Origin of the sequence: Pelagicoccus enzymogenes, assembly GCF_014803405.1 — a bacterium.
GTDB classification, from domain to species: Bacteria; Verrucomicrobiota; Verrucomicrobiia; order Opitutales; family Opitutaceae; genus Pelagicoccus; species Pelagicoccus enzymogenes.
Genome location: NZ_JACYFG010000009.1, coordinates 1 through 24,241 on the forward strand (window position 1 = coordinate 1; position 24,241 = coordinate 24,241).

Annotated in this window: 21 protein-coding genes and 1 tRNA gene; 7 read left to right on the forward strand and 15 right to left on the reverse strand. The window is 58.2% G+C overall.

All coding sequences use genetic code 11. From position 1 onward, the window contains the following. From rfbA to rpsP, 8 genes are all read right to left on the reverse strand, one after another. Positions 1-656, reverse strand: a 656-nt coding sequence (gene rfbA / locus IEN85_RS08255; protein ID WP_191616624.1) for a glucose-1-phosphate thymidylyltransferase RfbA, incomplete at its 3' end; no start/stop codon positions are given. A gap of 231 nt (positions 657-887) precedes the next feature. Continuing rightward, a complete protein-coding gene (gene rfbB / locus IEN85_RS08260; protein WP_191616625.1) occupies positions 888-1,994 on the reverse strand; it encodes a dTDP-glucose 4,6-dehydratase in 1,107 nt (368 codons plus the stop codon). A gap of 143 nt (positions 1,995-2,137) precedes the next feature. Next, the gene (locus IEN85_RS08265) at positions 2,138-3,058 is read right to left on the reverse strand and encodes a sugar nucleotide-binding protein (RefSeq protein ID WP_191616626.1); all 921 of its coding nucleotides are present in this window, start codon (positions 3,056-3,058) and stop codon (positions 2,138-2,140) included. Between the two features lie 38 nt (positions 3,059-3,096). Then, positions 3,097-3,723 (reverse strand): polysaccharide biosynthesis/export family protein, encoded by a 627-nt coding sequence (locus IEN85_RS08270; RefSeq protein WP_191616627.1) that lies wholly within the window; start codon positions 3,721-3,723, stop codon positions 3,097-3,099. Positions 3,724-4,219: 496 nt separating this feature from the next. Then, on the reverse strand, positions 4,220-6,193 hold the full coding sequence (gene tkt / locus IEN85_RS08275; RefSeq protein ID WP_191616628.1) for a transketolase: 1,974 nt from the start codon (positions 6,191-6,193) through the stop codon (positions 4,220-4,222). A 357-nt stretch (positions 6,194-6,550) separates the two neighbouring features. Further along, positions 6,551-6,916: a 50S ribosomal protein L19 gene (gene rplS / locus IEN85_RS08280; RefSeq protein ID WP_191616629.1), complete on the reverse strand. Its 366-nt coding sequence runs from the start codon at positions 6,914-6,916 to the stop codon at positions 6,551-6,553. Then, complete coding sequence (gene trmD, locus IEN85_RS08285) at positions 6,913-7,590, reverse strand: tRNA (guanosine(37)-N1)-methyltransferase TrmD (RefSeq protein WP_191616630.1); 678 nt, start codon at positions 7,588-7,590, stop codon at positions 6,913-6,915. The genes rplS and trmD overlap by 4 nt, the downstream gene beginning before the upstream one ends. Before the next feature lie 144 nt (positions 7,591-7,734). Continuing rightward, positions 7,735-8,004: a 30S ribosomal protein S16 gene (rpsP, locus tag IEN85_RS08290; RefSeq protein WP_191616631.1), complete on the reverse strand. Its 270-nt coding sequence runs from the start codon at positions 8,002-8,004 to the stop codon at positions 7,735-7,737. Positions 8,005-8,098: 94 nt separating this feature from the next. Between rpsP and ychF the strand changes: the two genes are divergently transcribed. From ychF to IEN85_RS08305, 3 genes are all read left to right on the forward strand, one after another. Further along, positions 8,099-9,202 (forward strand): redox-regulated ATPase YchF, encoded by a 1,104-nt coding sequence (ychF, locus tag IEN85_RS08295; RefSeq protein ID WP_191616632.1) that lies wholly within the window; start codon positions 8,099-8,101, stop codon positions 9,200-9,202. Between the two features lie 165 nt (positions 9,203-9,367). After that, positions 9,368-10,252, forward strand: a complete 885-nt coding sequence (locus IEN85_RS08300) for a rhomboid family intramembrane serine protease (RefSeq protein ID WP_191616633.1) — start codon at positions 9,368-9,370, stop codon at positions 10,250-10,252. Between the two features lie 141 nt (positions 10,253-10,393). After that, a complete protein-coding gene (locus tag IEN85_RS08305; protein ID WP_191616634.1) occupies positions 10,394-12,706 on the forward strand; it encodes a carboxy terminal-processing peptidase in 2,313 nt (770 codons plus the stop codon). A 93-nt stretch (positions 12,707-12,799) separates the two neighbouring features. Here the strand turns inward: IEN85_RS08305 and IEN85_RS08310 are convergent, their stop codons facing one another. The 3 genes from IEN85_RS08310 to queF all read right to left on the reverse strand — a co-directional run bounded on the left by IEN85_RS08310 (position 12,800) and on the right by queF (position 14,483). Continuing rightward, the gene (locus IEN85_RS08310; RefSeq protein ID WP_309029388.1) at positions 12,800-13,075 is read right to left on the reverse strand and encodes a response regulator transcription factor; all 276 of its coding nucleotides are present in this window, start codon (positions 13,073-13,075) and stop codon (positions 12,800-12,802) included. 232 nt (positions 13,076-13,307) lie between these two features. After that, positions 13,308-14,090: a hypothetical protein gene (locus IEN85_RS08315; RefSeq protein WP_191616635.1), complete on the reverse strand. Its 783-nt coding sequence runs from the start codon at positions 14,088-14,090 to the stop codon at positions 13,308-13,310. 12 nt (positions 14,091-14,102) lie between these two features. Further along, the gene (gene queF, locus IEN85_RS08320) at positions 14,103-14,483 is read right to left on the reverse strand and encodes a preQ(1) synthase (RefSeq protein WP_191616636.1); all 381 of its coding nucleotides are present in this window, start codon (positions 14,481-14,483) and stop codon (positions 14,103-14,105) included. A gap of 157 nt (positions 14,484-14,640) precedes the next feature. Here queF and IEN85_RS08325 point away from each other — a divergent pair, with 157 nt between their 5' ends. From IEN85_RS08325 to IEN85_RS08335, 3 genes are all read left to right on the forward strand, one after another. Next, complete coding sequence (locus IEN85_RS08325) at positions 14,641-16,416, forward strand: DUF255 domain-containing protein (protein ID WP_191616637.1); 1,776 nt, start codon at positions 14,641-14,643, stop codon at positions 16,414-16,416. A gap of 297 nt (positions 16,417-16,713) precedes the next feature. Next, positions 16,714-17,937 carry an energy transducer TonB gene (locus IEN85_RS08330; protein WP_191616638.1) on the forward strand — a complete coding sequence of 408 codons (1,224 nt, stop codon included), beginning with the start codon at positions 16,714-16,716 and terminating at the stop codon, positions 17,935-17,937. 93 nt (positions 17,938-18,030) lie between these two features. Continuing rightward, the gene (locus IEN85_RS08335; RefSeq protein WP_191616639.1) at positions 18,031-18,927 is read left to right on the forward strand and encodes a nucleotidyltransferase family protein; all 897 of its coding nucleotides are present in this window, start codon (positions 18,031-18,033) and stop codon (positions 18,925-18,927) included. 53 nt (positions 18,928-18,980) lie between these two features. Here the strand turns inward: IEN85_RS08335 and IEN85_RS08340 are convergent, their stop codons facing one another. Continuing rightward, on the reverse strand, positions 18,981-20,105 hold the full coding sequence (locus IEN85_RS08340) for an efflux RND transporter periplasmic adaptor subunit (protein ID WP_224772525.1): 1,125 nt from the start codon (positions 20,103-20,105) through the stop codon (positions 18,981-18,983). Between the two features lie 30 nt (positions 20,106-20,135). After that, a complete protein-coding gene (locus tag IEN85_RS08345) occupies positions 20,136-21,443 on the reverse strand; it encodes a TolC family protein (protein WP_191616641.1) in 1,308 nt (435 codons plus the stop codon). Between the two features lie 213 nt (positions 21,444-21,656). On the opposite strand from IEN85_RS08345, the gene IEN85_RS08350 reads away from it, so the two are divergent. Continuing rightward, positions 21,657-21,741: transfer RNA gene (locus IEN85_RS08350), tRNA-Leu, on the forward strand. A 224-nt stretch (positions 21,742-21,965) separates the two neighbouring features. Here the strand turns inward: IEN85_RS08350 and IEN85_RS08355 are convergent. Continuing rightward, positions 21,966-22,910, reverse strand: coding sequence for a c-type cytochrome domain-containing protein (locus IEN85_RS08355; protein WP_191616642.1), 945 nt, complete (start codon positions 22,908-22,910; stop codon positions 21,966-21,968). A 27-nt stretch (positions 22,911-22,937) separates the two neighbouring features. After that, entirely contained in the window at positions 22,938-24,230 is a 1,293-nt protein-coding gene (locus tag IEN85_RS08360; RefSeq protein ID WP_191616643.1) for a DUF1501 domain-containing protein, read from the reverse strand. Between the last annotated feature and the right edge of the window lie 11 nt (positions 24,231-24,241).

The following is a 24,241-nucleotide window of genomic DNA, read 5'->3' on the forward strand; positions in this document are numbered from 1 at the left end:
AGCTCCACGTTCAAGGCGCCCTTCTCCAGGTAGATGCGGTTGAGGTCGGTGATCTCAAGCTCGCCGCGCGCCGAGGGCTTCACCTGCTTGGCGTACTCCACCACCTTCTCGTCGTAGAAGTAGAGGCCCGGCACCGCGTAGTTGGACTTGGGCTGGGCCGGCTTCTCCTCAATGGAGAGCACCTTGCCGTCCGGGGCGAACTCCACCACGCCGTAGGCGGTCGGGTTGGCCACGTTGTATCCGAAGATGGTGGACCCGTCGGTTCGGGCGTCGGCGTTTCTGAGGGTGCGCACCAGCTCGTGGCCGAAGAAGAGGTTGTCGCCCAGGACCAGGGCGGCCGGGGCGCCGTCGAGGAACTCCTCGCCGATCAGGAAGGCCTGGGCCAGCCCGTCGGGGCTGGGCTGCACCTCGTAGCTGAAGTTGACCCCGAAGGCGGAGCCGTCGCCGAGCAGGCGCTCGAAAAGCGGCGTGTCCTGGGGCGTGGAGATGATCAGGATGTCCTTTATGCCCGCCAGCATCAGCAGCGAGACCGGATAGTAGATCATCGGCTTGTCGTAGATCGGCATCAGCTGCTTGGACACGGCGATGGTGCACGGATAGAGGCGGGTTCCCGAACCGCCCGCGAGGACGATCCCTTTTCTTGGCTTGGTGGACATAGTGTTAGGAGGAAATTTGGTTGAGGAGTTTTAACCGCGAAGGTCGCTACAGCCTTTTGAAGCGTGGATGAGGGATGAACCGCAGAGGACGCGGAGAACGCGGAGTCTTGGATATGCTTCGACTGTTTCTGTAGACCTCGAAGCGCGCGCCGACCACGCGATAGCATTCGTCCTTCTGAATCAGGTCAGCCATTTTAGCGTTGTTTGGCGCCTTTAGCGGTCACTCCAAAGTCAGCTGTTGCCGAGGCGTTCGCGGGCGTACTTCTTCTCGGCGATGTCGCGGCACCAGTCCTGGTTGTCCAGGTACCACTGCACCGTCTTGCGGATGCCGCTCTCGAAGGTCTCGGCCGGAACCCAGCCGCACTCCTTCTCGCTGCGCTCGCAGTTGATGGCGTAGCGGCGGTCGTGGCCGGGACGGTCCTTCACGTAGGTGATCAGGTCCTCGTACTTGGCGATGCCGGCCTTTTGGGCCGCCTCGTTGCCGGAGACCGGGGCCAGCTCGTCGAGCAGGGCGCAGATGCGCTTCACGATCTGGATGTTCTCCATCTCGCTGCGCCCGCCGATGCAGTAGGTCTCGCCGAGGGCTCCCTTTTCCAAGGCGGCCAGGATGCCGGTGCAATGGTCCTCCACGAAGAGCCAGTCGCGGATCTGCTTGCCGTCGCCGTAGATGGGCAGCGGCTTGGCCTCCAGGGCGTTGAGCGTGACCAGAGGGATCAGCTTCTCGGGGAACTGGAAGGGGCCGTAGTTGTTGGAGCAGTTGGTGGTCACCACCGGCATGCCGTAGGTGTGGTAGTAGGCGCGCACCAGGAAGTCGCTGGAGGCCTTCGACGCGGAGTATGGGCTGTTGGGCGCGTAGGGCGTGGTCTCGCAGAAGGCCGGGTCGCTGGGGCCGAGGGTGCCGAACACCTCGTCGGTGGAGACGTGCAGGAAGCGGAAGGCCTCCTTGGCCTCGCCTTCCAGCTTGGCCCAGTGGTGGCGGGCGGCCTCCAGCATTCGCAGGGTGCCGGTCACGTTGGTCTCCACGAAGGGCTCGGGCGTGTCGATGGAGCGGTCCACGTGGCTTTCGGCGGCGAAGTGCACGACGGCGCTGACGCCGTGCTCCTTTATGAGGGAGGCAGTCGTGTCCTGGTCCAGGATGCTGGAATGGGAGAAGACGTAGGCGTCGCTGGACTCGAAGTCGCTTAGGTTGGCGGGATTGCCCGCGTAGGTGAGCGAGTCGACGTTGACGACGCGGTCGAAGCCCCTCTCCTTGAGGAGCTTGGCGTCGTCGCGCAGCAGGACGCGAATGAAGTTGGAGCCGATAAAGCCGCAGCCGCCGGTTACGAGGATGGAGTTCATAGGGAGAGGAAGTGTTTGGTTTTAACCGCGAAGGACGCGAAGGTCGCTAAGGGTTTGAAGGCAGGAATTAGATTTAAAGTTGAGGACCAAGAACGCTCCGATTCTTCTTAGCGTTCTTGGCGAACTTCGCGGTTCAGGAAAACTTAGGCCTTCCGCCAGTTCTTGAGGGACCACTCGAGGGCTTCCTCGACGGGTCGCATGATGACGCCGGCGTCGCGCAGCTTGCTTTCGTCGAGCACGCAGTTCGAGCGCGGGGTCTTGGCCGCCTTGGACATGAAGTCCGCCTCGTCCTCGAAGAACTGGAACTCCTTGCCGTTGACGCCCGTCTTCTTGATCAGCTCCACCACTTGGGAGGTGGTGACGGCCCCGGGGTTGGTCACGTTGTAGATCCCGTAGGGAACCTGCTTCTCCACGCACTCGTAGCAGGCGGCCACGAAGTCCTCCAGCTGGCTGAGCGAGTTGGTGGCCTGCAGCAAGGTGGCGTAGCTCTGCACCTTGGTCAGGTAGTTGCGGGGATTGTCGAGGTGGTTGAACGGTATCCGCAATCTCCATACGTAGCCTTCGGGAGAGGACTCGTGCTCCCAGGCGGGCCACTGGCCGTCGCCGCGGTCGACCTCGCGGTAGCCGAGCACCTCTTCGCCCAAGGCCTTGGTGCCGCTGTAGAAGGAGCAAGGCGGCTTGCGGAAGGAGAAGTTCGGTGCGTCGTCCTCGCGCCAGCCGCCGCCTCCCGGGCGCTCGCCGCCGAAGATGCAGCCGCTGGAGACGTGGCCCCAGCCGATGGACAGGTCGCCGCAGACCTCGCGTATCACGCCCGGCAGTACGGCGTTGCCGTCGAGGCAGTTCCCCTTGTCCAGCTCGCAGGCGTCGACGTTGGGCTTGCCGGTGTAGCCGGCGCAGTTGACCAGGAAGGTGGCGCCGGCGTCCTTGAGGGCGTCGGCGAAGTCCTTCTTGGACCCGTTAGCGATCTGGCGGCCGCTAAGCGTTTTGAAGGCGACGCCCTTGCCCTCGAGCAATTGGCGAAATGCGCTACCGACGTAGCCGGTGGAACCTACGAGTGCTATCATGATTGATTTGAGAGGATTAGAAATTGACGATCGACGAGCTACCAAACCCGTTGCGGGATGGAAACGATGTCATAAGAGTCTAAAACAAAGGCGCTGTCCTTCTTGCCATCGATTACGGCCGCTAGGTCGAGCTCATAGCGCTGGTACTTGTCGCCTTGGCGACGAATGACCACCACCGACTTGAGCTTGCCTGTCGTCTTATTGATTCCACCCGCAGCGATGATTGCCTCCAAAACGGAGAGCTGACGAAAAGATCTGATAATGCCAGGCGACGCCACTTCGCCTTCCAGGTAGTAAGTGAAGTAGGACTGGACAACGACCACCATTACCTCGTTGGAAACCAATTGGTTTTCGAACTTTCCTTCGAGTTCCGCTTCCAACTCGCTGGGGGTTTTGCCCGCAGCCATGATTTCTCCGACGATGGGAACCGAAATCACTCCGTCACGGCGGACCTGCAATTCCGAATCCAACTCCGGAGCGCCAGGAAAGGTGATACGCAACTGGTCCTCAGCCTGCAGAATGAACTTCTCCCGAGGGCCAGCGTCGCTCTGCGCCGAGAGGCCAGCCAAGGAAAAAATACCGACGAGAACGAACAGGAGAGCGCGCGCGAACGAGCGCTCTAGGGAGCGATGGGTGCTCGAGGCCAAGAGGGATAGGTTTTTCATAATAAATTTTCAGGCGAGTCGCTTAGGGAACGGCGCAATCCCACCCAACTTAAATCAGCGCATCAAGCAGAAAGCCCCCAAGGAAATGCTTGCAACCAACATGTAGCGGAAACTTGGCGCCGCGGGTAGTGGTTTCTCTCAATCCAAGGCACAAGCCTTCAGCTGTCTGCCCCGCTTTGATTCGGCAAATGGCAAGTGGAACGCACAGGACCCAATGGAACGCTCCCAGAAACGATCCCTTTCCAGAGATCAAAAAAGAAGGCCGAGCTCCAGGAAGCCATTCGAACGACTCCCCTGCTTCCACTGGCCTCCCGTGGACCAAGAAAAAAAGCAACTGTGGGAAGCGGCCTTGTGCCGCGATTGGGCAGGATCGATCGTACCACAAGGGCACTTCCCACTACAGAATCACTATCCCCGCAATAGGGTGATGAACCAAAAAAAAGCCTCGAGGAGCTGAGTCCTCGAGGCCGATAAAGCAATGTTTCAGAGCAGCTGCCTACTTGGCAACCTTCACGACATTCGCTGCCGACATGCCGAGGATTTCCATAACGGTGTCGCCAGGGGCGCTGATTCCGAAGCGGTCGATACCGATAACCTTCCCTTCGGTGCCAACGTACTTGTACCAGAGTCCTGAAACTCCCGCTTCAATAGCGATACGCTTGGTGCAGGCCTTGGGGAGAACGGACTCCTTGTACTCGTCGCTTTGGGCGTCGAAACGGAACATAGACGGCATGGATACCACACGCGTTCCTGCCCCTAGCTCGTCAGCCGCCTTTACTGCGTGCTGAAGCTCGGAACCGGTAGCGATGAGGATCGTTTCCAGCTCTGCTGTCTCCTTCTTGATCACGTAACCACCCTTGAGAACGCCCTTGCGACGCTCCTCAGCGGAGGCAGCCCCGATGTTCGGTATGTTTTGGCGTGTGAGCGAAAGCATGGTGGGACCATCCAGGCGCTCCATAGCAGCCACGAAAGCGCCAGCAGTCTCTTCAGCGTCTCCTGGGCGAATCACGTCGAGATTTGGAATGACGCGCAGACCTGATACCGTCTCAACCGGCTGGTGCGTTGGACCGTCTTCACCGACGCCTACGGAGTCGTGGGTGAAAATATAGATGGTTGGCAAGCCAGCCAAAGCCGCCAAACGGATCGACGGACGGCAGTAGTCGGCAAACACCATGAACGTAGCGCCGGAGGCACGGAAAATTCCGTCGTAAGCGATACCGTTCATCAAGGCGCCCATGGCGTGCTCGCGAATGCCAAAGAGCAAGTTGCGACCGGTCTCGTTGCCGGGAAGGAAGTCGCCGCCGTCCTTGATGTAGTTCTTGGTAGAACCATGGAGGTCAGCCGAGCCCGAGATAAGCTCGGGACGAGCCTTGGCGATGGGTTGCAACACGGAGGAGCCAGAAGCGCGCGTGGCGGCCTTGGTGTCGTCGCCCGTGACAGGAATCGCAGCGAAAAGCGCATCAACATCGACCGGAGCGGAAGCGCCGGCTTCAAGCTGGGCCGCGAGCTCGCCGTTGGCAGACTTCCAAGCACTGTAGGTTTCAAGCCAAGCTTCGTAAGCGGAAACACGCTCCGCCTTCTTGGCAGCGAAGTATTCACGAACTTCGTCAGAAACGTAGAAGGTTTCCTCGGGGAGACCGAGCCCCTTGCGAGCGCTTTCGGCATACTTCGCGCCGCCTTCGCCGTGACCCGCGCTGGTGCCGGCCACTTCAGGAATGCCACGACCGATTTCGGTCTTGCAGACGATGAGCTGCGGCTTGCCCGTGGCTGCCTTGGCTGCGGCATAAGCCTTGGAAATCGCGTCGAAGTCGTGACCGTCGATCGTCGCCACATCCCAGCCCATCGCTTCATAGCGAGCGGCCGTGTCTTCGCTCTGGCTCTTTTCCGCCATAGCGTCCAGCGTGACGTCGTTGCTATCGTAGAAGAGGATAAGGTTATCGAGCTTGAGGTGGCCAGCGAGAGCGGACGCTTCTTGAGCGACGCCCTCCTGCAAGCAACCGTCGCCAGCCAAAACCACGATGTGGTTGTCGATGATCTTGTGCTCTGCCGTATTGTACTTGGCAGCAGCCATCTTGCCGGAGATCGCGAAACCGACTCCGTTGCCTACGCCCTGCCCCAAAGGTCCTGTGGTGCACTCAACGCCCGGAGTTTCCTTGTACTCAGGGTGACCGGGGGTCTTGGAGTGCAATTGGCGGAAGTTTTTCAACTCCTCGAGCGGGAGATCGAAACCGGCAAGGTGCAGCCAGCTGTAGATAAACATGCTGCCGTGTCCCGCGGAGAGTATGAAACGGTCGCGATTCACCCAGCGTGGTTCGTCTGGGTTGAGGCTCAACGCGTCGCCAAAGAGGACAGAGCCAATTTCAGCCGCGCCCAGCGGAAGGCCGAGGTGGCCCGAGGAACAGGCGTGCACTGCATCGATAGCGAGTCCACGCGCTTGAGTAGCGGCTTTCTGGAGGAGTTCTTTGTTCATAGATCGTTCTAGGGTGAATCTTTGTGAAAATCGAAAGGGCAAGAGCATCAGCGCCCCCGCTCCGGTTTCAAGTCTCAAGGACACAAAGCCCCTAAACCGTTGCGCTAAAATGAGACGAAAGCCCAATCCGATTAAACCGCTTCAAGGGAAACCCCAATCCGGCTAATGAAACGTGGCAAAAGAAGCCTAACGCACGACCTTAACCGCAACCTTCGCCAAATAAGTGAAAGAGATAAACATCTGGAGGGACGAGTTCCACCTCGTCCGTGGACCGATTGGAGGCCAAGCCCTCCAGACACACAAAAAAGCCGTCCCCAAACGGAGACGGCTTTTAAAAAGTGAATCAGGTCGCAGCGATTAGTGGTTGCCCTTGGCCAAGCGCTTTTCCTTAACCTGCATCGCCTTCTTGCCCACGAGGTCGCGGAGGTAGTACATGCGAGCGCGCATAGTCTTGGACTCCTTGTCGACTTCGATTTGGGAAACGAGCGGGCTGTGAACAGGGAACACCTTTTCAACGCCTTCACCGTAAGAGATGCGACGAACCGTGAATGTACGGTTGATGCCCGATCCCTTGAGAGCGATTACGATGCCAGAGAAAATCTGGATACGCTCCTTACCACCTTCGACCACGCGGGTGTGGACCTTGACGCCATCGCCTACCTTGAAGGGAGTGACGTCTGCTTTCAGGTGCTCTTGTGTTACTTCGTTTACTACTGCGTTCATGGTGAATCCTCTAATAAATCTGGTCTGCGTTTTCGCGTTCTTTCTTCCCTCTCCCGTTGCCGCCATTTCTCGATTTCTGCATGGTTTCCCGAGAGCAGAACCTCCGGAATCGGCATATTTCGAAACACCGCTGGGCGCGTGAATTGTGGAAAGTCGAGCAAGTTGTCTTGGAAGCTTTCGTTAGTCAATGACTTTTCTTCCCCTAAAAATCCGGGCAAAAAGCGGCTCAAACAGTCGATCAAAACCGCTGCCGCCAAGGTCCCATTGGTCAAAACGTAGTCGCCGATACTGACCTCCTGGTCGATCAAGTTTTCCCGCACCCGATCGTCGATCCCTTCGTAATGCCCGCTCACCAAGAGCAGCCGCTCCTTCTTGGCCAAGTCCCGCGCCAAGTCTGGCGTAAGCGGATCCCCGTCCGGAGCCAGATAGATGCGATGCGTCTGTGGCGTCTGCAATTCCTCGATCGCATCGAAAAGCGGCTCCGGCATGAGCACCATGCCCGCACCCCCGCCGAAAGGACGGTCATCGACCTGGTTGTGCTTCCCCTTCGACCAATCGCGCAGGTTGTGCACGGCCACGTCCAAAATGCCATGCTTCAGCCCGCGCCCGATCATGCTCTCGGACAGGAATCCGTCGAGCATCTGGGGAAAGAGAGTTAAAACATCGATCTTCATCGGAACGAGACGAGCGGCAAACAGAGGCCCCTATATAATAATGTTGCGGCAAAGCGAGGCCATCGCCTCGGAAACGAACAAACCCGGCGATTTCAAAAAAAAGCCGGGTTCGGAAAGTGTGACTACAGGGCCCCGCCCTAAGCCTTACGCTTCAGCTGCTGCCGCCTGCTCCTTGCGAGCACGCTTGATCAGCGAATTGGAAGTGTCGGTTGGCTGAGCGCCTACGGACATCCAGTACTCAGCGCGCTCTACGTTGAGCTCGAGCTGCTTAGCTGCGTCCTTTTGCTTAGGCAGGTAGGTGCCGAGCTTTTCGACGAAGCGACCATCGCGGCGTCCGCGTGCTTCCGCTACCACTACTCGGTAGACTGGTTCGTGTGTTGCGCCTGCGCGTTGAAGTTTGATCTTAAGTGCCATCTTTGCGTCTCCTAGAAAATTGGAAAAGGTGGCGAAGATTAATCAAAAATGAATCTTGTCAAGCAACATCCAATCCAATGATCTTTCCGCCCTTATGCTGAAAGCTGGTATCGTCGGTCTTCCTAACGTTGGCAAGTCAACTCTCTTCAACGCGCTCACTCGCACACGCAAGGCCGAGTCGGCCAACTACCCCTTCTGCACCATCGATCCCAACGTGGGCGTGGTCAACGTGCCGGACTCCCGCTTGCAGGTCCTGCAAAAGATCGCCGGAACCAACGTCGTCATCCCCGCAGCCATCGAATTCGTGGACATCGCCGGTCTCGTAGAGGGAGCCAGCAAGGGCGAAGGCCTCGGCAACAAGTTCCTCGCCAATATCCGCGAAACCGACGCCATCGTACAAGTCGTGCGCTGCTTCGAGAACGACGACATCGTACACAGCATGGGCTCGGTCGACCCCATCCGCGACATCGAGGTGATTAATACAGAACTCATTCTCTGCGACCTCGAATCCGTGGAACGCCAGAAGGAGAAGCTGGTGAAAAAGGTTCGCTCGGGCGACAAGGAAGCCGCCGCCGCCGTCGAACTCATCGACCGCCTCATCCCCCATTTCAACGACGGACGCCCCGCCAACACGCTCGAGATGAGCAAGGAGGAACTGGAAATCCTGCACGGGCTTCACCTCCTCTCCTCCAAAGCCGTCATCTACGCGGCCAACGTCATGGAGGACGACCTCGCCGACGCGGATTCCAACCCGCACGTGGCCAAGGTGCGCGAGTACGCGAAGACTGCCCACGACGCTGGTTGCGTGGTCATTTCCGCCCAAATCGAGTCCGAGCTGATCGACCTCTCCGACGAGGATGCTGCCGAATTCCTGGCCGACCTCGGGGTCGAGGACTCCGGCGTCTCCCTTCTCATCCGTGAAACCTACGCCCTGCTGGGACTGAAAACCTACTTTACGGCCGGCGAAAAGGAAGTCCGGGCTTGGACCTTCGAAGACGGCATGACCGCGCCCCAATGCGCCGGAGTCATCCACACCGACTTCGAGAAAGGCTTCATCAAGGCGGAAGTCGTCGCCTACGACGACCTCTCCAGCTTGGGCAGCGTCGCCGCCGCCCGCGACGCCGGCAAATACCGCCTGGAAGGGAAAGAATACCTTTTCAAGGATGGCGATGTTACGGTTTTCCGCTTCAACAACTGAACCTGGGGCAGTCTGAGCGGTCTCCTGGGCCTGCAAGAAGCGGTTTTGGCCGCTCGCATCCTATTAATTCCTTAAGGCGCGAGCACATTAGAGCGATTTATTCAAAACGTCACCCCTTGTAATTAAAGTAAAAGCAGCGACCTTAGGCCCCTACCCAACGACCCGATGTACGACCGTTCCTACATGACCCCCAGCTCCGACGATACGGCGAAGAAAACGCTCACCTGGATCATCGGAGCCAACATCGTCGTCTTCGTCCTGCAGAACATTTTCGACCTGTCCAACGGTAAGGGCTTCGTCGCCCGCTTCTTCGCGTTCCACGACGACTCGCTGCAGAGCGGCATGCTGTGGACGCCGATTACCTACTCTTTCCTGCACAGCACGGGCAACATCCTCCCCCTCCACCTCATCCTCAACATGGTGGTGATCTACTTCTTCGGCAGGACGGCCATCGCAACTCTCGGCCAAAAGCGATTCCTGCAGCTTTACTTCGGAGCTGTGCTCGTCGGCGGTCTCGCTTGGTTCGCCGCAAGTTTCGTCTCGGGCGCCGGTTCAGTCATAGGCGCCTCCGCCGCAGCCTCCGCCTTACTTATCTTTTTCGCCTGCCTGAATCCCGACCGCGAAATTCTGCTTTTCTTCGTCCTGCCGGTTAAGCCCCGCTACCTCGCCTACCTCTACGTAGGAATCGGAGTGCTCGGACTTTTCTTCCAAGAGCTTTTCGCCAAAGGCCCGAATGCGGTGGCCCATTCCGCCCACCTCGGCGGAATGCTCTTCGCCTTTCTCTACTACAAATACGTCTACCAACCCAATCCGTACAGCAACACCGGCACCGTCTCCCTCTCCTTCTCCAGGCTCTTCAAGAAAAAGCCCAAGACTGAAAAAAGCTCTGCCGGCTACACCTATCGCGTCAACGTATCCAAGGAAACGCGCGATCTGAAAGGCGAAGTCGACCGGATTTTGGACAAGATCAACAGCAAGGGATTCGCCTCCCTTTCCGTAAAAGAACGAGAAGTGCTGGACGAAGCGCGGGATCTGCTACGCAAGCGATAAGCGTGCAAGCGCTATTCCGCGCTGGCAAAATCTGCCGCAATTCGTAGAACAACGATACAAACACTTACCAACCACCCCGCTCGGCGGAGCGAGGCCCTCGCGCCCGCGGCTGCCGACGCCATCAACTCGAACCAGAACCCTATGATCAAGCGTTTCACCGCCGCAGCAGCACTCTTCGGCCTCGCCATCGTTCCCTTTTGCTTCTCCGTAACCGCGCCCGACAAGGCGACCGACGGAGAGCTCCCCCAGCTCGCCAGCACTCCCCTCATGCAGAACGAGGCAAAGCTCATCGTGGAGATGCTGGAAACCATGCACTTCGAGAGCGCCGAGATTTCCAACGCCTCTTTCTATGAGCTCATCACTCACTACATGGAAGCTCTCGACTACAACAAGCTCTTCTACCTGAGCGAGCACGAGGAGCACTTCCAAAAGAAGTACGGCGATATCCTTGGATTCAAGCTGCGCTACCAGGGAGACCTGGAGTCCGCCTTTGAAATCTACACCCTCTACCGCGACCGCGTCATCGACCGCGTGGACTGGATCCTCCAGCAACTGGAGAAGGATTGGTCCTTCGACGAGGACGAATACTTCATCTACGACCGCAGCGAGAGCCCTTGGCCCAGCAGCGAAGAGGAAGCCGACGAACTCTGGCGCTTGCGAATCAAGTACGAGCTCCTTCAAGAGATACTCAACGACAAGACTCAGGAAGAAGCCAAAGAGCGCATCACCAAGCGCTACAAGCGCGTGCTGCGCAGCATCTACGAATCCGGCTCCAAGGACGTGCAAGAAATTTTCCTCACCAGCCTGACCAAGATGTTCGACCCGCACTCCAGCTTCCTTTCCTCGGACACCTTGGAAGACTTCAACATCAGCATGCGGCTCAAGCTCATCGGCATCGGAGCCATGCTCAGCGAAGAGGATGGCTACTGCGTCATTCGCGAACTCGTCCCGGGAGCCCCTGCCATTCGCAGCAAGAAGCTCTCCCCCAACGACCGCATCGTAGCCGTCGCCCAAGAGGGCGAAGAGCCGGTTGACATCATCGGTATGGGCCTGCGCAAGATCGTCGACCAGATCCGCGGCGAGAAAGGCACTAAGGTCACCCTCACCATCATCCCCTCCGACGCGACCGACGATTCCGTGCGCGAAGACGTGGTGATCGTGCGCGACGAGGTTCACATCAATTCCAGCCGCGCTACGGGCAAAATCTTCGACGTTCCCGACGGAAAAGGCGGCAACAGCCCCATCGGCGTGATCGATATCCCCACCTTCTACGGGGGCGACGAGTACATCGAAAACGGCCAACGCTACACCACCAGCGTCACAGCCGACGTAGAGGAGCTTGTGTTGAAAATGAAGGCCGAAGGCGTTCAGGGCATCGTGCTCGACCTGCGTCGCAACGGTGGCGGCCTGCTCGATGAAGCCATCAAAATGACCGGTCTCTTCATTCGCCGCGGCCCCGTGGTGCAAGTCCGCGAAAAGAGCGGCTATGTCGTTTCCCACATGGACCGCGATCCCAAGGTCGCCTACAGCGGCCCTCTCGCCGTGCTGACCTCCCGCTACAGCGCTTCGGCCTCTGAGATCCTTGCCGGAGCCCTGCAAAACTACGGGCGCTCCATCACCATCGGCAACTCGTCTACCCACGGCAAAGGCACGGTTCAGCAGGTCTTCTCCCTCGACCAGTACGTGCTGCGCAAGGAGCTCGCCAACGACCGCGCCGGAGCCGCCAAGCTCACCATCCGAAAATTCTACCTGCCCAACGGCTTCTCCACCCAGCGCAAAGGCGTAGTGCCCGACATCCAGCTTCACTCCATGGAAGAGGTCACCGCCGTTGGCGAAGCAGACCTGCCGGAGTCCCTCTCCTGGGACTACATCAAGCCCGTCGCCCGTTTCGTCGAAATGACCCTGAAGAACAGCCTGCTCGAAACCCTTACCATGAACAGCGAGCAAAGAGCCGAGACCCTCGAGGAATTCAGCTTCCTGCAAAAACGCCTCGACTGGTTCGCGGAACGCGAGGAGCGCAAGCAAATCTCCCTCAACCTCGAGCAGCGAAAGATCATGATGGAGCAGGACGAAGCCTTCCTCGACGCCATCAAGGAAGAGCAACGCAAACTCGCCGAGAAAAACTACGAGTTCACCGAGGTGAAGCTCGACAGCGTAGTGCGCGAAGAAGCCCAGCGAAAGCTGGAGGAAGAGGAGTACGAGGCTACACAGGCAGCGAAGGAAATCGACGCTCCCACGGAAGAGACAACGGGAACGAGCGATGTGGCCGTCGCAGATCAGAAGGAAGCCGTAGAGGATGAAGAAGAAGAGGACCTCCCCGAATTCGACATCCAGCTGCGCGAAACCTTGCGCATCATGACCGAAGCCATCGAGATTTCGCCCAATCCCGTGGACTGGAGCCAACCCGCTCTGCCAATCGCCTCCAAGTCACGCTTCGAACGCTTACTCAACTAAAGCTAAGACGCTCGAACCCATTTACAACAAAAGCCGCTCCCCTTTGAGGGAGCGGCTTTTTGTTTGGCTAAAACTGTTACTGCAGCTCCTTCCCTACTCTGGGGCGAGCTGCCAATTGTTGGTCAAGGCGCACACGATCGCCGCGTATCGGTTCTCGATGCCGAGCTTGCGGAAAATGCTCTCGCAATGCTTCTCCACCGTGCGGTGGCTGATGCCGAGGATACGGCCAATGTCGCCATTGGTCTTTCCTTCCACGATCCAGAAAAGCACTTGCTTCTCTCGCTTCGTGAGCCGGTCGAGCTGCTCCGCTCCGGGAATCGCCCGGGCGCTTGTTTCAGAGTCTGTTTCGGACAAATTGTTGGATTTCACTGCTGGATTGATTCCGGTTTGTTCCTCTTCGGCCGTAACAGCTGCCTTGGAGGCTTGGTTCCTCGCAAGCAGCTTCCCTGCTGAACATAGCGATTCCCAAAGTTGGATAATGCGTTTACGATGTTTTTACTAAGAGCGCTCCTTATCCTGAGTCAATAGTGGATATTTTCCACCCCCACCTTCTCAGGATAACTACTAGGCGAACTTACGACGACTCAATATTAAGCAGGGATCAGTCCTCCTCGCGCAAGGGAACGCACTCAGAGCAGACCGCTCCCTCCTTCCGATACCTGAAATCGCGCTCAGGATGCGAGATATCGGTGGCTCCACAGATCGAGCAGGTGTGAAAAGGTTCCGCTTCCTGCTTCCTTTTTTCCGCTTTCATCTCCCGCACCCTCGTTTTGGAGCGAAATCGCCGTATGATCTCCGCCCCGAAGAAAACCGGGAAATTTATCAACGAGGCCACGAATTCCAGCTTGGTGGCCGGCCCCTCCCTCAATACGAAAACAAGGGCTAGGCCGAAAGAGAACCAGCCCAGCCACTTCATCTTGACCGGCAGTACGAAAAACAGGTTCAGCTCGATTTCGGGATGGAGATAGGCAAAGGCCAAGAAAATGGAGGTCAGCAAAAAGTAGCTGGAAAACGCGTGGTAAGGAAACACCACTCCGGATGCCACTACGCAGACGATGCCTAGCAAAACGTAGAGATTGTAGCGAAACGCCCCCCAGCGCTCTTCCAAGGCGCTGCCCATCATGTGCAGGATCATCAAGGAGAAGAAAATCCAGATCAGGCTGAACGTCTTGGGAATGAGGACGAAGCTGATCGGATTCCAAAAGTTTCCATTCAAAAAATAAATCAGGTTATACTCCATCAACTCTCTAATCCGTGACTCACCCCCGGGCCCCAGAAGTGCTGCCATCAGGAAGGTAAGGGCCTGCCCCACCACAATATAGTTCGTCAGTCCACGGATGGCCCAGGAACCAAAGCGCTTCTCCAGCTTGTCTAGAAAACTCATATCTCGCTCTATCTACGCCTCAGCCTTGGGAAATTCCGCAACGGATTCGATAGTGATGCCGCCGCGAGGCTTTTGTACGGTCACGACCTTGCAACGCTTGGGGGCGATATCGGCCACCACCCGGTCGCAGATCACCGCAGCGATCTTCTCCGCAAACATCGCCTTGTCGGCAAAGCCCCACAAAAACAGCTTCAAGCTCTTGCTTTCGATGCACAGCTTTTGCGGGACGTATTCGATCGAAACCGTGTAGAGGTCAGGCTGTCCCGTGATCGGACAGGAGCTCGTTAGCTCGTCCGAGGTCATGGTCACCTGCGAAACGCCATCTGGAGCGTCGAAGCTGTCGAGCTCCGTCACTGGTTCGCGTACTATTTTCCCAAGGTATTTCGATTCCATAACCGCTCTTTTCCTAAAACTGGAAACTATCGAAGGCTGCCCATGCGACATCAAGCTTTGCCTGCGCCACTTCGCTTATCCCGATTCTCGCTTCCGATCTAATGTTGCAACGGACAGAGGTCTTGCGACAGAGCTCGCAAGCAATAGTTCTCTGCCTATGTCCTTCTACCCCAAATTGCTGCTCGCTTGCCTCCTCGCCACCCTCCCCCACACCCTTCTCGGGCAATCCGCCCTCTGGAACGCCCACCAATCGGACACGGTGCGATGGCGCCAGTGGAACGAAGAGACGCTGCAAGCCGCAAAAAAGGCGGAGCTCCCGCTCTTTTTCTTCGTGGGACACTACGGCAATAGCCTCGCCCGTTCCATGCTGCACGAGACCTTCCAAAACGAGACCATCGCCAGCACCCTCAACGACACCGCTATCCCCGTCCTCGTCGACACCAACGAATCTCCGGAACTCGCCGCCTTTCTGGGCCAGTTGGCCTTCCAGCACTTTTCGGCCAACGAGCTGCCAACCTGCCTTTGGACCGATGTAAACCTAGCCCCTCTCAACGGGGGCGGCTACTTCCCCCCCACCGACGACTGGGGCGGGCAAGGATTTCTCAGCGTAGCCCGCAACGTCTCCGAGCAATGGCAGGCCAATCGGGAAGACTACCTCGCCCCCGCCCAAGGACGCCTGAAGAAGTCCCTTGCCACCCAGCCCCTCTCCTCAAGTCAGCTTGGAGCGCTGCCCAACGCTTTCCCCATCGAAACCTTCGCCGCCAAGGAAGCGCCCAGCCTCTCCGCGGTGAAACTCTACAACACCGCCCGCCATGCGAGGACCCTCTCGCAGTCAGCGGCCCAATCGCAGCTCGAGGCCCTGCACGGCTTCGTCGAACGCGTCTCTCGCGGGGCAGGATTCGACAGCGTCGACGGCGGCTTCTTCATCGGTTCCAACGACACCGGCTGGAGGCTTCCCCTTTTCCAGAAATCGACCAGCGACCAAGCCTACCTCCTGCTCGCCCTTTCCGAGCTGCAAGAGCAGGATCCAAAACCTGAATACAGATTCCTGATGGAGCTGACCGCCGACTTCGTGAGGCAAAAGCTGCTAAAAGAAAATGGCCTCGCCCTACAATACTTGGACAGTTTCGCCAGCGGTGAAACGCCCGACATGGTGGAAGGCAGCTACTACCTCATAGCAGGCCAGCAGGTGGAAACGCTCTCCAGCGAAGCCGCAGCAGCATGGGGACTTTCGACAAGCGGCAACCTCGACGAAGACACCGACATCCTCGGCATCTATCAAGGTTTCAACGTTCCCTTTGCCCATTCGCCAGAGACTTTGAGCGATCAACTCGCAAGCGAGCGGGACGAACTGAGAGAGTTGAGATCCCAGAAGAAGTTTCCCTTGTCCGATCCTAGTGGATACACCGCAACCAACGCCCTACTCGTGCGAGCCCTCCTCCGGGCGGCTCAGGCGACACGAGAAAACGCCTTTGGCGAAACCGCCCAAAAACTCTTCGAAAACCTGCTGCAAGCGAACGGCCAGCTTTCCGACAAGGTTCTCTACAATTCCGACCACCGACGAGTCCAAGCGACCAGTCACGACTACAGCCAGCTGCTGAGCGCCTGCCTCGACCTGCACGAACACACAGGCGATCCCCAGTTTTTGGATACCGCTACCAAGATTCTAAAAACGCTGCAAGCCGACTCGCGCTTCCAAAGCGAAACCCTCGGGCGGGATATCGGCATCGAAGGCCTGCGAACGGCCATTTACCAAGACGCCGCCTTGGAAAGCCCGCTCGCCTTGCAATTGGAGAATCTCAAACGACTCGAAAAGCTCTCGCCTGAAATCCTCCGCGCCGCCCTCTCCGGGCTGCCGCGAACCTGGGTCGAACATCCTGCATCGCTGCAATCGCTGGTCCAGTTCGCCAGCCAACAAGCAGCAGAGCGATAAACATCCCCCACCGCAAGCGGACGGTGTATTGGAAAAGGTGGGACGGCTTCTCCGAAGACGTCCAGATCGCATTCGCAGAAGTCGACCCAAATCGAATAAACCGTCCCAAACCCACTGAGCGACAAGGCTCTTTTCATAAGCGTTTTCGATTCGATTTACGGGTCCTTGAGGTAAATTACCCCGCCCTTTTGCGTGGCCTACTCATTTGCCTTAAAGGTCGCTCCCCTCAGGCTTGGGTAATCGCGAGCATCAAGTTTATGGAGCATAAGGTCGATTTTAGATGGAAATCTCGATCATATGAAACGCTCTCAACACTCAAAAACACTGGGTAGTCTTGGCATTGTCGTAGCGTTCGCCCTCACGATCGCCGCAAACGCTGCGACCTCTGTCCCTACCCCTAAAAAAACCGTTGCGCCTCACCTTTCCGGTAACCTGCGCGACGCCGCTGGCGAAGTCAGCGTACTCGTCGACATCAATGAATTCGGATACGTAATCGACGCTCAGATCTACGATTCGACAAACTCCGAACTCAACGATGCCACCCTGTCCGCCATCCACCAATGGACCTTCACCCCCGCGATGGAGGACGGCGCCGCCAAATCCTCCCGCGTGGTACAACCCTTCTCCTTCAATCGCGGCTCGATCGTTCTCAAAGCTAAGAAGACGCCGGAGGACAGCCTGCCAATCGCCAAGGTAAAGACCCGCCCGCAGGTGAGCGAAGAGCTGAAGCACATCACCGGCGAAGTGGTCCTCCAAGCGGATCTCGACGCCGACGGAAAGGTGAAGGCCGTAGCCGTCAACTCCTCGACCCACAGCGAGCTGGAGCCCGTCGCGGCCGAAGCCCTGAAAAACTGGAAGTTCAAGCCCGCGACCGAAGCCGGCCAGGCCGTTGCCTCCAAGGTCATCATCCCCTTCCAATTCAAGGGATCCGGAAACGCCCGCGTCGTAGCTGTCGCCAAGCGGACGAAAAACCTGGACCAAGCGCCCTACGCGATCCGCCAGCGAGCCCCCGAACTTCCGAAGGCGCTGCGCCACGCCAGAGGCGACTCGAAGCTGAAGCTCACCATCGACGCCAACGGATACGTAGCCGACGTGGACGTATTGGAATCGACCCACTCCGAGCTCACCGCCCTCGCCCAAGCTGCCGCCCTGCAGTGGAAATTCAAACCCGCCCTCAAGAACGGAAAGGCAGTCCCTTCAACCGTAACGCAACCCTTCTCCTTCAACGGAGGCCTGCTGGTCGCAGACGCTCCCGTCGATTCCGTTCCGGAAGTCAAACGCACGCAAACGCCCAAGATTCCCGAAGCCCTTGCTCTCGTGCAGGGTTACGTGAAAGTCAGGGTCAGCCTCGACGACCGTGGCCACGTGGTAAACGCATCCGTGGCGCAAAGCTCCCACGACGAGTTGATCGGCCCCACAATCGAGGCAGCCAAACAGTGGTCCTTCAAGCCTGCGACCCGCGGGGGCGAAAGGGTTCCCTCTTCCATCCTCATCCCCTTCGTCTTCAACGAGCAAAGCTAGGCGAAACGAAAAAGCATATCTGCCAAAGGGCGGCTCCTACGAGCCGCCCTTTTCTGTTGCCAGCTCCCGCCGCCCACGCACAAATCCTCCCCCATGCAACCCACCTTGCTCGTACTCGCAGCCGGAATGGGCAGCCGATTCGGCGGCCTCAAGCAAATGGAGCCAGTCGGCCCCAACGGAGAATGGATCCTCGACTACTCCGTGCTGGACGCCTCCCGAGCCGGCTTCGGCAAGATCGTCTTCGTCATTCGCCGCGAGATGGAAGCGGTATTCCGCCGCCTCACCGAAAGCAAGTACTCCGGCACCATCGAGCTCGCCTACGCCTTCCAGGACAAGAGCGACACGCCCATCGCGATCCCCAACATCGAGGAGCGCCAAAAGCCCTGGGGCACCGGACACGCCGTCTACGCCGCCCGCCAGCACCTCGAAGCCCCCTTCGCCGTGATAAATGCCGACGACTTCTACGGAGCCGACGCCTTCCAAACCCTCGCCAGCTTCCTCACCGACGCCAGCCAGCAAGCCGCCACCCAAACCTACGGCCTTGTCGGCTACCGCCTTTGCAACACCCTCTCGGAACACGGCACCGTGTCCCGCGGCGTCTGCCAAACGACCGCCGACGGCGCCTTGATTTCCATCGAGGAGCACACCGAGATCGGCTATCGGGCCGACAAGACCATCTCCGCCCGCAACGAAGCAGGAGAAGCCCTCTCCCTTTCGCCCGACACCCTCGTTTCGCTGAACTGCTGGGGCTTTCCCGCCGGCTGGGCTACAGAGCTGGAGCCTCTCTTCAAACGTTTCCTCGAGGAACGCGGCAGCGAGGCAAAATCCGAATTCTACCTTCCCGCCGCCGTCGACCAACTCATCAAGTCCGGCAATGCCCGCACCTTAGCCCTTCCATGCGACTCCCGCTGGCTCGGCGTCACCTACCGCGAGGACCTTCCCTCCGTCCGCGAAGCCATCGCCCAGCTCCACGCCAAGGGAGCTTACTAGCGAATAAAAGGTGGGCCGGCTTCTCCTGACAGGCAAAGGTTCCGCCCCTCGCCCTAAAAAATCATTTCCGTGGTGCGAACCCGATCGCCAATCTTGAAGAGATCCAGGTCCTCCACGATCACTTGGTCGCCTTCTTCCAATCCGGAGAGGATTTCCACATTGGTGAGGCTGCCGAAGCCTTTCTCAATTTCTCGCATCGAAACCAAGCCGTCTTCCACCACGAAAACGCGGTCCCCGATAATGGCCGTGCCGGGAATGATGAGGGCCTGATCACGCTCGTCCAAGGTGATCGTCGCCTCGCCGGTCAGCCCCGGAAAAAGCTTTTCCCGGTCGATGTCCACGTCGAGGTGCACCGTGTAGCGCTGGGTTACCGGATCCGCCACCGGCAAGGTCTTGGAAACCGTGGCCGAGAAGGTCGACTCCCCATAGCCGAGGAACTTCACGCGGGCGATCTGCCCGAGTTCGATTCCAGAAAAATTCTCCTCGCTCACCTTCACCTTCACGATGCGGTCCAGCGAAATCATACGGGCCACTTCCTGGCCTCCGGAGATCAAATCGCCTCGGTATGCGAGCACCTCCGTGATCACTCCATCCATCGGAGCGCGGATCGACATCTTTTCCCGCTGGCGTTCCAGCAGCTTCAGCTCGTTCTTCAGCTGGGCAATGCGCACTTCCTTGGCGTTGATCTCCGCCTCGATCGCAAGCTCCGTGCTGACGATGTCTCGCTCGCGAGCCTCCACTTCCGACTTGCTGGCATCGCCGGCCTCGTGGCGTCGCTTCACGTCTTCCAGTCGTTCCTGCTGGGTGATAAGGCTGAAACGGCGGTTCGACCCTTGCTCGAGAATCAAGTTCGCCGCTTCCATCTCGATCTGCAGCTTTTCGATCTGAATTTCCAAGTCGCCCAAGTCCAGCGACATCAAAACGTCGCCCTCCTGCACGGTCGCCCCGAGCTCCAGCTTCGATTGGATCACGCGGCCGTGCAAATCGCTGCGCACGCTCATCTCTCTCTCGGCTACCACCTGCAAGGTTCCCGGCACGGAGCGTACCGCCACGTGCCGTTTGGTCTTGGCAATGGTCGCAACCGGCTTCATCGAGCTCACGAAGTACACCGTACCGGCCGCCAAAAGAGCGAGGACCACGAAAATCTTTACTAGCAAACTTGGCTTCATCTTTAGCATGCGAACTCCTATCCCGGCGCAGGCCGGAGCTTAGTCCAAGCCCAACTCACTAGCGACCTGGGAGAGAGTATCAAGATACGAAATGCGCGAGTCCTGGGTACGAATCAACGTATTGTCGTAGTCCCGCTGGGCCTTCTCCTCAGAGGAGAGCGGGGCCCTCTGCTCCTCCACCGCCAGCTTCACCTGCTCGAGCTCCTCCAAGGAACGCTGCAAAACCCGCTCCTCGATCGCCAAGGCGCGCCCTTCGATATTCAGCTTTTGCAGCAACCGATCAAAGCCGAGCACCAGCTGCTCCTCGCCCAATCGCTTGGCCCGCTCCGCCCGACTCAAGCGGCTCAAGGCCTCCATGGTCCTGCCCTTTTTACGATACCCATCGAACACCGTCCATCCCACGCTCAGACCAAAATAGGAGTATTCCTGCTCGCGACGCGTCCCGTCCAAGTCCAGGGCGTTCGAACTCAAGCCGAGCTGGGCGTCGACCTTGGGCAACAAGGTTTTCTGGGCAATCTCAAGCTGGCGCTTGTTCACTTCGATGTTGATAGCGCTCTGCTTGATCCGCTCGTCCTGCTCCACCGCCTGGTCGTAGTACTTCACCAAGCCCGCAACCGCAGCCTCGTCGAGAATTTCGAACTGCGGCACCAAGCCCACCGCCAAGCCGTCCAAGGTCTTAGCCGACATGGCCGCGAAAATCGCCAATTCGTCGAGGCGATAGTCATAGTCCGCCTCCGCTCGCAGGGCCTGCAGATCCTTGCGCTCCAAATCGAGTTCGAAACGGGTCAGCGAACTCTCGCTGGCCGCGCCCGCCTCCACCTGGGAACGTTGAAAGTCCAGCTGGCCCGAGGCTAGGTCCGCATCCAAGCGAGCCCGCTTGGCCCGCTGCTTAGCCACGATCAGCCGCATGAAGTCCATCCTCGCCCGGGAAACCACGCTGGCCGCCACCAAGTCCGTATTCAGCTTTTCGGCTTCGTATTGCAGTTCGCCCAACTCCTTCTCCGAGCGCCGCGTGCCCCAGTGGTACAGAGGCTGGCTCAAGGTGACGTTGTAAACGACTCGGTTCTCCCAGCCTTCTCCCGCGGCCGTATCCAAATTCTTCTCCTGGCGAAAGGCCACGTTCGACTGGAACGTAGGCATCACCGCGGCCCGGGCGGAAATGCGGCGTCCCTCCGACTCCTCCTCGAAATACTCCCGCAGCAACATCGATTCCGAGCCCTCCAAGGCTGACGCGATCACCTCCTTGAGCTGAGGAATCATATGCTCCGGCAGGCGGCCCCGCATGGGATCGGCGGCGAAAGTACTCGAGCTGAAACAGCACGCGACAAGCAACAAGATGGGACGCATAGGGAGAAACAGGATCAAATATCGGAAACACGGCTTCGAACGTCTCAGGCGATACGCTCGAACATGGGATGTTCGGTTCTGTGAAAAGCGGGAAATGCGTTCAACACTAATTGTGGTCCCCTCCTCCCCGAGGATGGAACCCCAGGATTTCCTCCAAATTAAAGGTTGATTTCAGCGTCAATGCGCGTCTTCTTCTCCGCTTTTCCGAGACGTGCCCAGGTGGCGGAATTGGTAGACGCGCTAGATTTAGGCTCTAGTATCGAGAGATGTGCAGGTTCGACCCCTGTCCTGGGTACCATCGGAACAAAGAAACGCCCGCAAACGACGCGGGCTTTTTTGTGCCCGGATTGCTAGCGTCCGATGCCCCAGCGGACAGTTCAAGCATCCTAGGTGGCACGGCCGCGCGGGCGTCTTCTCCCTCCAGCGGCCCACGCAGAGAAAAAAAGCGATCCAAGGCCGCATACCATCACCCGCGGAGCGGCTGATCCACCTGAGAGAAACGAAATTCCAAACGCGAGAGCCTTACCGCAGCACCCGCAAACCGGGGATCGCTTGCTGCAGGCGATTAGCGCCGGCCGCGGAAACGGAGGTTCCCCTCAGGTAGAGCTGCCGTAGCTGCTTCAATCGATACAGGTGGGCGATGCCGGCGTCAGTAACCGCAGTGCCGTAGAGGTTCAAGGACTCGAGGCCCTCCAGCTCTCCGACCGATTCCAGCGCGGCGTCCGTGATAGCGGTGTCGCGCAAATCCAAGGATCGAAGGTTTTCGAAAACAGGCAGCTTCGCCAACTGCCTATCGCTCACCTTGGAACGGGCAAAACCGAGCTTCACCACCGAGGCCGCGAGCGGCTCGATCCTGTTCCATTCAAAGGCCCGCTCGTCTCCAGCGTAGGTGAAGCTCAGCTCCAAACGATTCGCGTCATGATTGACCGTGTCCACCAACAGCCCCAATTCCCGGAGGGATTCTACCGTTTCGGCAAACTGGGTCGGAATGTCGTAAGTCGCTGGCGGCAATGGCTGATCTTCGGTGTACTTTTTGCCAACGGAACTCGAGGGCGGTACAGCTTCAGACATCTCCATCATGCTTGAAGCCTCATCGCCGAAACGAGCCCCTTCTTCGATCCAGCGCCTGAGCAAACCTTGCTCCCCGACAGTCAGCCCCTTGCCTTTCGAAGGCATGTAGTCCGGATCGTCTGGGTCGTAGGTCGTCAGGTAATAGAGCGGACTATCGTCCGCCTGCCCGGGCGTGAGGATCTTGCCGTTTTCACTACCTCGCAGAATCCAAGCCGGGGAATCCAGCCGCAGGTCGCCCTTTTGCTTTTCGTCGCTGTGGCACTTGAAGCAACGAGCCTCCAGGATCGGAAAAACCTCGTGATAGAAATCGACCGTTGCATGGGCCGACATCCAAGAGCCTTCTGACAAGAACACTCCCGCGAGGAAGAAACCGATACTCTCTTTAAGTCGAAGCATGACTGTTTCCACTAGCTCCAGCTAGGCTTACGCAAAAAGGTCCAATACCGGACGGCCCTTGTCCGCCACCCGGAACGGCCTGCCGGTGGGAGAGTAGACCGTTTTTTCGGTGGGAATTCCCAAGGCGTAGGCAATGGTCGCGTTGAAGTCGGGCACGTTCACGCGATTTTCGACCACATTTTTTCCGCTCGTATCCGTTTTCCCATACAATTGTCCTCCGCGAATTCCGCCGCCTGCCAGCACGCAGGAGAAAGCAGTCGGCGAATGGTCGCGCCCGTCGTTTTCGTTAATTTTCGGCGTGCGCCCAAACTCCGTTGCGAGCACCACCATCGTCTCTTCCAGCATTCCGCGCACTTCCAAGTCCGCCAGCAAGGTAGCCATCGCGCTGTCCAAGATCGCCGCGTTCTCCTCCACCCGTTCGAAGTTATTGGTATGGGTATCCCAGTTCCCCAGCGTCACCTCCACGAAACGGACGTCGTGCTCGACCAAGCGACGCGCCAGCAAACACCCTTGCCCGAAAGGATTGGCTCCGTAACTGTCGCGCAGCGACTTCGGTTCCTTGTCGATTTCGAAGGCGACCAGATCTCGGCTTCGCATCAGCTTCAATGCGTCGTCATACATTTCCGAATACGCATCCACTTTCTTCTGCTGCTTGTAGCGACCGTGAAATTCCGCGTCGAAGGCATTTGTCAGGGATACCATATCTTGAAACTCCTCCTCCGACATGGAGGAACGGCGGGCGCTGTTTTGCAGACCCGCTTCTGGATTGCCCACCACCAAGGGGGCGTAGCGTTGCTCAAGAAAGCCATTGCTTCCTCCAGGATTAGGACTGCCGATGTGCACCACTCCCGGTAGGTTAGGATTGCGATTCCCGTCGAACTTGACGAGCCAGGAGCCGATGCCGGGATGCTGGATCGTACCTCGCTTGGTATAGCTGGAGTGCATGAAGTACCGTCCTTCCTCATGGGCTCCCTGATTGGAAAACATCGAATTGATCACCGCCAGCTTGTCCATTTGCTGGGCGAGCTTTGGCAAATAGCCACTCATGCGTACGCCGGGGACGTTGGTCTTAATCGAGCGGGTCGCGCCTTGAAATTCAGTTCCTTGCTTCAGGTCGAACGTATCCAGATGGCTCATACCTCCTGCCATGTAGAGGTAGATTACGTTTTTCGCGGTCGGCCGGGACAAGGGCAAGTCCGCTGCAAAAGCGGTGTTGCGTATGACCGAGGGCATCAATCCGACTCCAAGAAAAGCTTTGGCCGAATAGGCGAGAAAGTCGCGCCGATCCATGTCGGACAGTTTAGTAAGGAAAGTCTTCATTATAATTTTGG

Bases quoted from the DNA above. Each gene is read 5' to 3' on its own strand.
- tkt (WP_191616628.1), bottom strand. From the start codon at position 6,193: ATGAACAAAGAACTCCTCCAGAAAGCCGCTACTCAAGCGCGTGGACTC.
- IEN85_RS08300 (WP_191616633.1), top strand. From the start codon at position 9,368: ATGTACGACCGTTCCTACATGACCCCCAGCTCCGACGATACGGCGAAG.
- queF (WP_191616636.1), bottom strand. From the start codon at position 14,483: ATGGAATCGAAATACCTTGGGAAAATAGTACGCGAACCAGTGACGGAG.
- rfbB (WP_191616625.1), bottom strand. From the start codon at position 1,994: ATGAACTCCATCCTCGTAACCGGCGGCTGCGGCTTTATCGGCTCCAAC.
- ychF (WP_191616632.1), top strand. From the start codon at position 8,099: ATGCTGAAAGCTGGTATCGTCGGTCTTCCTAACGTTGGCAAGTCAACT.
- IEN85_RS08270 (WP_191616627.1), bottom strand. From the start codon at position 3,723: ATGAAAAACCTATCCCTCTTGGCCTCGAGCACCCATCGCTCCCTAGAG.
- IEN85_RS08355 (WP_191616642.1), bottom strand. From the start codon at position 22,910: ATGCTTCGACTTAAAGAGAGTATCGGTTTCTTCCTCGCGGGAGTGTTC.
- IEN85_RS08325 (WP_191616637.1), top strand. From the start codon at position 14,641: ATGTCCTTCTACCCCAAATTGCTGCTCGCTTGCCTCCTCGCCACCCTC.
- rplS (WP_191616629.1), bottom strand. From the start codon at position 6,916: ATGAACGCAGTAGTAAACGAAGTAACACAAGAGCACCTGAAAGCAGAC.
- IEN85_RS08315 (WP_191616635.1), bottom strand. From the start codon at position 14,090: ATGAGTTTTCTAGACAAGCTGGAGAAGCGCTTTGGTTCCTGGGCCATC.
- IEN85_RS08265 (WP_191616626.1), bottom strand. From the start codon at position 3,058: ATGATAGCACTCGTAGGTTCCACCGGCTACGTCGGTAGCGCATTTCGC.
- IEN85_RS08340 (WP_224772525.1), bottom strand. From the start codon at position 20,105: ATGCTAAAGATGAAGCCAAGTTTGCTAGTAAAGATTTTCGTGGTCCTC.
- IEN85_RS08345 (WP_191616641.1), bottom strand. From the start codon at position 21,443: ATGCGTCCCATCTTGTTGCTTGTCGCGTGCTGTTTCAGCTCGAGTACT.
- IEN85_RS08360 (WP_191616643.1), bottom strand. From the start codon at position 24,230: ATGAAGACTTTCCTTACTAAACTGTCCGACATGGATCGGCGCGACTTT.
- IEN85_RS08305 (WP_191616634.1), top strand. From the start codon at position 10,394: ATGATCAAGCGTTTCACCGCCGCAGCAGCACTCTTCGGCCTCGCCATC.
- trmD (WP_191616630.1), bottom strand. From the start codon at position 7,590: ATGAAGATCGATGTTTTAACTCTCTTTCCCCAGATGCTCGACGGATTC.
- IEN85_RS08335 (WP_191616639.1), top strand. From the start codon at position 18,031: ATGCAACCCACCTTGCTCGTACTCGCAGCCGGAATGGGCAGCCGATTC.
- rpsP (WP_191616631.1), bottom strand. From the start codon at position 8,004: ATGGCACTTAAGATCAAACTTCAACGCGCAGGCGCAACACACGAACCA.
- IEN85_RS08330 (WP_191616638.1), top strand. From the start codon at position 16,714: ATGAAACGCTCTCAACACTCAAAAACACTGGGTAGTCTTGGCATTGTC.